This window comes from Aestuariivirga sp. (assembly GCF_041738905.1).
Classification (GTDB): domain Bacteria; phylum Pseudomonadota; class Alphaproteobacteria; order Rhizobiales; family Aestuariivirgaceae; genus Aestuariivirga.
In genome coordinates this window covers 43302-49536 of record NZ_JBGSOZ010000214.1, presented here as the reverse complement: position 1 = coordinate 49536, position 6235 = coordinate 43302, and the positions used below count along the sequence as shown (strand labels likewise).

Annotated in this window: 6 protein-coding genes; 1 reads left to right on the top strand and 5 read right to left on the bottom strand. The window is 63.2% G+C overall.

Translation table 11 applies throughout. The features are described 5' to 3' along the window. The 3 genes from ACEW8Q_RS21245 to ACEW8Q_RS21235 all read right to left on the bottom strand — a co-directional run. Positions 1 to 815: 2Fe-2S iron-sulfur cluster-binding protein (locus ACEW8Q_RS21245; protein WP_373506069.1), on the bottom strand; the 815-nt coding region annotated here is incomplete at its 3' end. Then, complete coding sequence (locus tag ACEW8Q_RS21240; protein ID WP_373506068.1) at positions 812 to 1096, bottom strand: sarcosine oxidase subunit delta; 285 nt, start codon at positions 1094 to 1096, stop codon at positions 812 to 814. The genes ACEW8Q_RS21240 and ACEW8Q_RS21245, both read right to left, overlap by 4 nt. A gap of 10 nt (positions 1097 to 1106) precedes the next feature. After that, positions 1107 to 2357 carry a sarcosine oxidase subunit beta family protein gene (locus ACEW8Q_RS21235; RefSeq protein WP_373506067.1) on the bottom strand — a complete coding sequence of 417 codons (1251 nt, stop codon included), beginning with the start codon at positions 2355 to 2357 and terminating at the stop codon, positions 1107 to 1109. Between the two features lie 90 nt (positions 2358 to 2447). On the opposite strand from ACEW8Q_RS21235, the gene ACEW8Q_RS21230 reads away from it, so the two are divergent. After that, on the top strand, positions 2448 to 3398 hold the full coding sequence (locus ACEW8Q_RS21230) for a GlxA family transcriptional regulator (RefSeq protein WP_373506066.1): 951 nt from the start codon (positions 2448 to 2450) through the stop codon (positions 3396 to 3398). A gap of 117 nt (positions 3399 to 3515) precedes the next feature. On the opposite strand, the gene glnT is transcribed toward ACEW8Q_RS21230, so the two are convergent. After that, the gene (glnT, locus tag ACEW8Q_RS21225) at positions 3516 to 4820 is read right to left on the bottom strand and encodes a type III glutamate--ammonia ligase (protein ID WP_373506065.1); all 1305 of its coding nucleotides are present in this window, start codon (positions 4818 to 4820) and stop codon (positions 3516 to 3518) included. Between the two features lie 86 nt (positions 4821 to 4906). Continuing rightward, on the bottom strand, positions 4907 to 6235 hold the full coding sequence (locus ACEW8Q_RS21220) for an FMN-binding glutamate synthase family protein (protein ID WP_373506064.1): 1329 nt from the start codon (positions 6233 to 6235) through the stop codon (positions 4907 to 4909).

Below are 6235 nucleotides of genomic sequence, written 5' to 3'. Positions count from 1 at the left end.
CGCGGCGCGTGCGGGTCGGGCACGGCCACATGATCGCTCACACGCTCGATGGCGCCGAAGATGTTGCCGTCGAACCAGCCCGCCACAGTGGTGCGCGGCATCAGGGTCACGTTCGGCATGGAGCCGAGTTCAGCCAGAACGCCCAAAGCCCAGTCGAGGCCGGACACGCCGGCAATTTCTTCGTGTTCCCACAGCAGCGAGCCGCCCAGCGCCGAGCCTTCATCCGCGAGGATCACCCGGCCGCCCGACCGCGCGGCGGAAAGCGCCGCCATGAGGCCCGTGGGGCCCGAGCCGATCACCAGCAGGTCGCAATGGGCATAGGCCTTCTCGTATTTGTCAGGGTCAGGCAGGCGTGATGCCGTGCCAAGGCCTGCGGCCTTGCGGATCAGGGGCTCGTAGATCTTTTCCCAGAAGCTCTTCGGCCACATGAAGGTCTTGTAGTAGAAGCCCGCAACGAAGATCGAGGACGCAAGCGACGTGACTGCGCCCACGTCGAAGTCGAGCGATGGCCAGCGGTTCTGGCTCTGCGCGGTCAGCCCGTCGTAAAGCTCGATCATGGTAGCGCGTGTATTGGCTTCCTTGCGTCCGCCCTCGCGCAGTTCGACCAGCGCATTGGGCTCGGACGCACCCGCCGAGATCACGCCGCGCGGGCGGTGATACTTGAAGCTGCGGCCCATGAGATGCACGCCGTTGGCGATCAGCGCCGAGGCGAGTGTGTCACCTTGCAAGCCGGTGAAGGCCTTGCCGTCGAAATTAAAGCTGAGCGTGCTTTCGCGGTCGACAAGGCCGCCCTTGGGAAGACGGAACGAGGTCATGCAGCACCTCCCTTCGATGCCGCATAGTCCCGCGTCGTCATGCAGCCATAGACCTCATGTGTCTCGGTGTTGCGCGAGATGACGAGCCATGCACGGCAGCCGCCTGAATGATGGACATATTCATCGAAAGCCCCGCGCGGATTGTCGCGCAAGTAGACATAATCATACCATTGCTCCATCGAGGATGGATCGTTGCTTGTGGGCCGCTCGACGGAGGCGTCTCCGAGGAAGGTGAATTCCTCGACGGGCCGCGTTCCGCAATGGGGGCATGGGATCAGCATCTGTTCAGCCTCAATGCAAGTTGGGCGTGGCGCCCTGGCCTTTTTCGTCGAGCATGTGACCGGTGCGGAACCGGTCGAGACGAAAGGCGGCGCTCAAGCTGTGGGGTTCGTCCTTGGCGATCGTATGCGCGAAGCACCAGCCAGACGCCGGCGTGGCCTTGAAGCCGCCATAGCACCAGCCGGCGTTGAGATAGAGGCCCTGGACCGGCGTCTTGTCGATGATGGGCGAGCCATCCATCGACATGTCCATGATGCCGCCCCAGGAGCGCAGCACGCGCACGCGCGCGATCGAAGGGATCATGGCGACGCCCGCTTCCACCACATGCTCCACCATCGGCAGGTTGCCGCGCCGTGCATAGGAATTATAGCCGTCGATGTCGCCACCGAACACGAGGCCGCCCTTGTCGGACTGAGACACGTAGAAGTGCCCCGCACCGAACGTCACGACGCCGTCGATGTAAGGCTTCAAGCCTTCCGATACGAAGGCCTGCAGCACATGGCTTTCGATGGGCAGCTTGAGGCCCGCCATCGCAGCGGTCTCAGATGAGTTGCCTGCAGTGGCGAGGCCGAGCTTATTGCACTTGATGAAGCCCTTGCTGGTATCGATGCCGGTGACCTTGCCGTTCTCGATCCTGATGCCCTTGACCTCGCAGCGCTGGATGATGTCGACGCCGCGGCTGTCGGCGCCGCGTGCAAAGCCCCAGGCCACCGCATCGTGGCGCACCGTTCCGCCGCGCTTCTGCAGCAAGCCACCCTTGATCGGAAAGCGCGCGTTGCCATAGTCGAAGAAGGGATACATCTCCTGCACGGCGGCGCGGTCCAGCAACTCGGCATCGACGCCGTCGATCCGCATGGCGTTGCCGCGCCGCGCGTAGGCGTCGCGCTGTCCATCAGTGTGGCAGAGATTGAGAACGCCGCGTTGCGAGACCATGGCGTTGAAGTTGAAATCCTGCTCCAGGTTCTCCCACAGCTTCATCGACCATTCGTAGAACGGGTTGTTGCCGGGCAGCATGTAGTTGGAACGGATGATCGTGGTGTTGCGGCCGATGTTGCCGGAGCCGAGCCAGCCCTTTTCGATGACCGCGATATTCTTGAGGCCATGTTCCTTGGCGAGGTAATAGGCCGTCGCAAGTCCATGGCCACCACCGCCGACGATGACGATGTCATATTCCTTCTGAGGTTCCGGCTCGCGCCACGCGGGCGTCCAGTTCTTGTGGCCGGAAAAGGAATTCTTGAGCAGTGAGAAAACGTTGTAGCGCATGCGCCGGTCCTGATCGTTTGACGGTCATAGGTACGCGCATGCCGTGGTGCCGTCTTGCAGTTTCAAGCCATATTCTGTTAGATTCGCGCCATGAGCCCTTCGCCACAGACTGTGGGAATTTTCCTGATCCCCGGCTTCGCGCTGATGTCCTATGCCTCAGTGGTGGAGCCGCTCCGCGCCGCCAACCTTTTGGCCGGGAAGGATTTATATCGGTGGGTGCATGTTTCGCCTGGACCTGAGATGATTGCCGCCTCCTGCGGTGCGACCGTGCCTTGCATGGCAAAGTCGGGAGATGCCCTGAACCTCGATCTGCTGCTCGTGTGCGCGGGCGGAAATCCGACGGCCTTCAAGGACAGGAAGACGCTGCAATGGCTCCGGAGCCTTGCCGCGCGCGGCCTGCGCATTGGCGGCGTGTCGGGCGGCCCGGTGATCCTTGCGAAGGCCGGCATCATGGATGGCCACCACATGACGGTTCACTGGGAGCACGCACCCGCCGTGGCGGAGGCCTTCCCCAACATCATGCTCACGCGCTCGATCTATATCGTCGACCGCAACCGGCTCACCTGCGCGGGCGGCACCGCGCCCCTCGACATGATGCACGCGCTGATCGCGGAGGCCCACGGACCAGACCTCGCGCGCCGCGTCTCCGACTGGTTCATGCACACCGACATCCGCCCGGCGCAAAGCTCGCAGCGCGCCTCGCTGGCAGAGCGCCACGGCATCCACGACGAGCGGCTGACGGCAGCCCTCGAACTGATGGAGAGCCATCCCGGCGATCCCTTGAAGCGTGGCGAAACCGCGCGCCGCATCGGGTTGTCGACCCGGCAGCTTGACCGCCTGTTTTCTGAAAAGCTTCGCCGCAGCTATTCGGAGCATTATCGGCAAATCAGGCTGGAACGTGCCCGCGACCTGCTGCGGCAATCCTCAATCGCCATCACCGAGATCGCCTTGGGCTGCGGCTTCTCCAGCGCCAGCCATTTCAGCAGAGCTTACCGCGAGGCCTTCGGAATCACGCCCGCAAGTGAGCGACGGGCGGTGTAACGATCTCCACCCCACCCGTCATGCCCAGACCTGTTCCGGGCATCCCTGCCGAGGAAACGAAGATGGCCGGGACGAGCCCGGCCATGACGAGACCTGAGAGAGCGTGAGAGGATGCTCTCAGCAGTCCAGTGTCGAGTCGCGCTCCCACTGGGTGAGATGGCGGCAATACTGGTTCCACTCGTTGTGCTTCAGCTTCAGGTAGCCGGTCGACACATCCTTGCCGAGCGCGTCCTGGAGATAGGCATCGCCCTCGAAGTTGCGGAGCGCGTCGAGGAGGTTCAGCGGCAGCTTCTTGGCGTCCTTCACGGTATGGCCCTGCGCATACATGTCGATGTCGAGGCGCTTGCCCGGGTCCATCTTCTCTTCGATGCCGTGCATGCCGGCAACGAGGATCGAGGCCAGCAGCAGGTAGGGGTTCGCAGCGCAGTCCGGCAACCGGTACTCGGCACGGCCACCATCGGGAATGCGAACCATGTGGGTGCGGTTGTTGCCGCCATAGGTGATGGACGACGGCGACCAGGTGGCACCCGAGATGGTGCGCGGCGCATTGATGCGCTTGTAGCTGTTCACCGTCGGATTGGTGATGGCCGTCATGGCGGCAGCATGGTGCATCAACCCGCCGATGAAATGATAGCCGAGCTTCGAGACGCCGAGCTCGCCCTTCTCGTCTTCGAAGAGGTTGGTCTTGCGGTCGTTGTCCCACACCGAGAGATGGACATGGCAGCCGTTGCCGGTGAGGTTGATGAAGGGCTTCGGCATGAAGGTGGCGCGAAGGCCGTGCTTCTCGGCGATCGACTTCACCATGAACTTGAAGAAGGCGACCTGGTCGGCGGTGGTCAGCGCATCGTTGAAGTTCCAGTTGATCTCGAACTGGCCGTTCGCATCTTCATGGTCGTTCTGATACGGGCCCCAGCCGAGCTGCGTCATCGTCGTGCAGATTTCGGCGATGACATCGAGCCGGCGCATGATGGCGGCCTGGTCGTAGCAAGGCTTTTCCTGGGTATCGCGATGGTCGGACACTGCCGAGCCATCGGCATTGATGAGATGGAACTCGGGCTCGACACCCGCCATCAGCTTCATGTTCTTGGCGGCATATTTTTCCTGAAGCTTGCGCAGCACCACGCGCGGCGCCTGCGGCAGCGGCTCGCCGTTCATCCACGGCTCACCCGCCATCCAAGCAACTTCAGGGCGCCACGGCAGCTGGATGATGGAGCTCGGGTCCGGCATCACGAGGATATCGGGATGTGCGGGCGTCTGGTCCAGCCAGGTGGCGAAGCCGGCAAAGCCCGCCCCCGCCTTCTGCATGCGGTTGACCATTTCGGCCGGCACCAGCTTGGCGCGCTGCACACCGAACAGGTCGGTGAAGTTGAAGAGGAAGAATTTGACGCCCTTTTCCTTGGCGTAGGAGGCGAGATCGCCCATGGTCTGTTTCACTCCCGTGATCTTGTTTTTGAAATCCCTCCGGGTACCGCCCCTACGCGGCCCGGAGGGTTTGATCGAAGTCTATTCTAGAACCCGCCCTTGCCTGGAATCCAGTTGGTTCCGGCGAGCGGCACCTGCGCCATCGCCGCGGCCTCAAGCGTGAGCGCGCAAAGATCTTCCGGCTCAAGATTGTGCAGGTGGCTCTTGCCGCAGGCGCGCGCCACGGTCTGCGCCTCGAGCGTCATGACCTTGAGGTAGTTGGAAAGGCGGCGTCCGGCCTTGACGGGGTCGAGGCGAGCGGCCAGCACAGGGTCCTGGGTGGTGATGCCCGCCGGGTCGCGGCCTTCGTGCCAGTCGTCATAGGCACCAGCGGTGGTGCCGAGCTGCTTGTACTCTTCCTCGTGCACCGGATCGTTGTCACCCAGCGCCACGAGGGCTGCGGTGCCGATCGCCACGGCGTCGGCACCAAGCGCGAGCGCCTTGGCGACATCAGCGCCCGAGCGGATGCCGCCCGAGACGATGAGCTGCACCTTGCGATGCATGCCGAGATCCTGCAGCGCTTTCACCGCGGGACGAAGGCACGCCAGCGTCGGTATGCCGACATGCTCGATGAATACGTCCTGCGTCGCCGCCGTGCCGCCCTGCATGCCGTCAAGCACGACAACGTCAGCACCCGCCTTCACCGCAAGCGCCACGTCGTAATAGGGTCGCGTGCCGCCGACCTTCACGTAGATCGGCTTTTCCCACGAGGTGATTTCGCGGAGTTCGTGGATCTTGATTTCGAGATCGTCCGGACCGGTCCAGTCAGGATGACGGCAGGCCGAGCGCTGGTCGATGCCCTTCGGAAGGCAGCGCATCTGCGCCACACGGTCGGATATCTTCTGGCCGAGCAGCATGCCGCCGCCGCCGGGCTTGGCACCCTGGCCGACGACGACTTCGATGGCATCTGCCTTGCGAAGATCGTCGGGGTTCATGCCGTAGCGCGAAGGGAGGTATTGATAGACAAGATATTTCGACTGGCCGCGCTCTTCGGGAGTCATGCCGCCATCGCCGGTCGTCGTGGAGGTGCCCGCAGCCGAAGCGCCACGGCCCAGGGCTTCCTTCGCCTGTGCCGAGAGCGAGCCGAAGCTCATGCCGGCGATGGTGATCGGGATCTTCAGTTCGATCGGCTTCTTGGCGAAGCGCGTGCCGAGCACCACGTCGGTGCCGCACTTCTCGCGGTAGCCTTCCAGCGGATAGCGCGAGATCGAGGCGCCGAGGAACAGCAGGTCGTCGAAATGCGGAACCTTGCGCTTGGTGCCGGCACCGCGGATGTCATAGATACCGGTCGTTGCGGCGCGGCGGATTTCGGCCAGCGTATAGTCGTCGAACGTTGCGGACTTGCGCGGCGGGGTACGTGGAATGTTGGCGTCCAT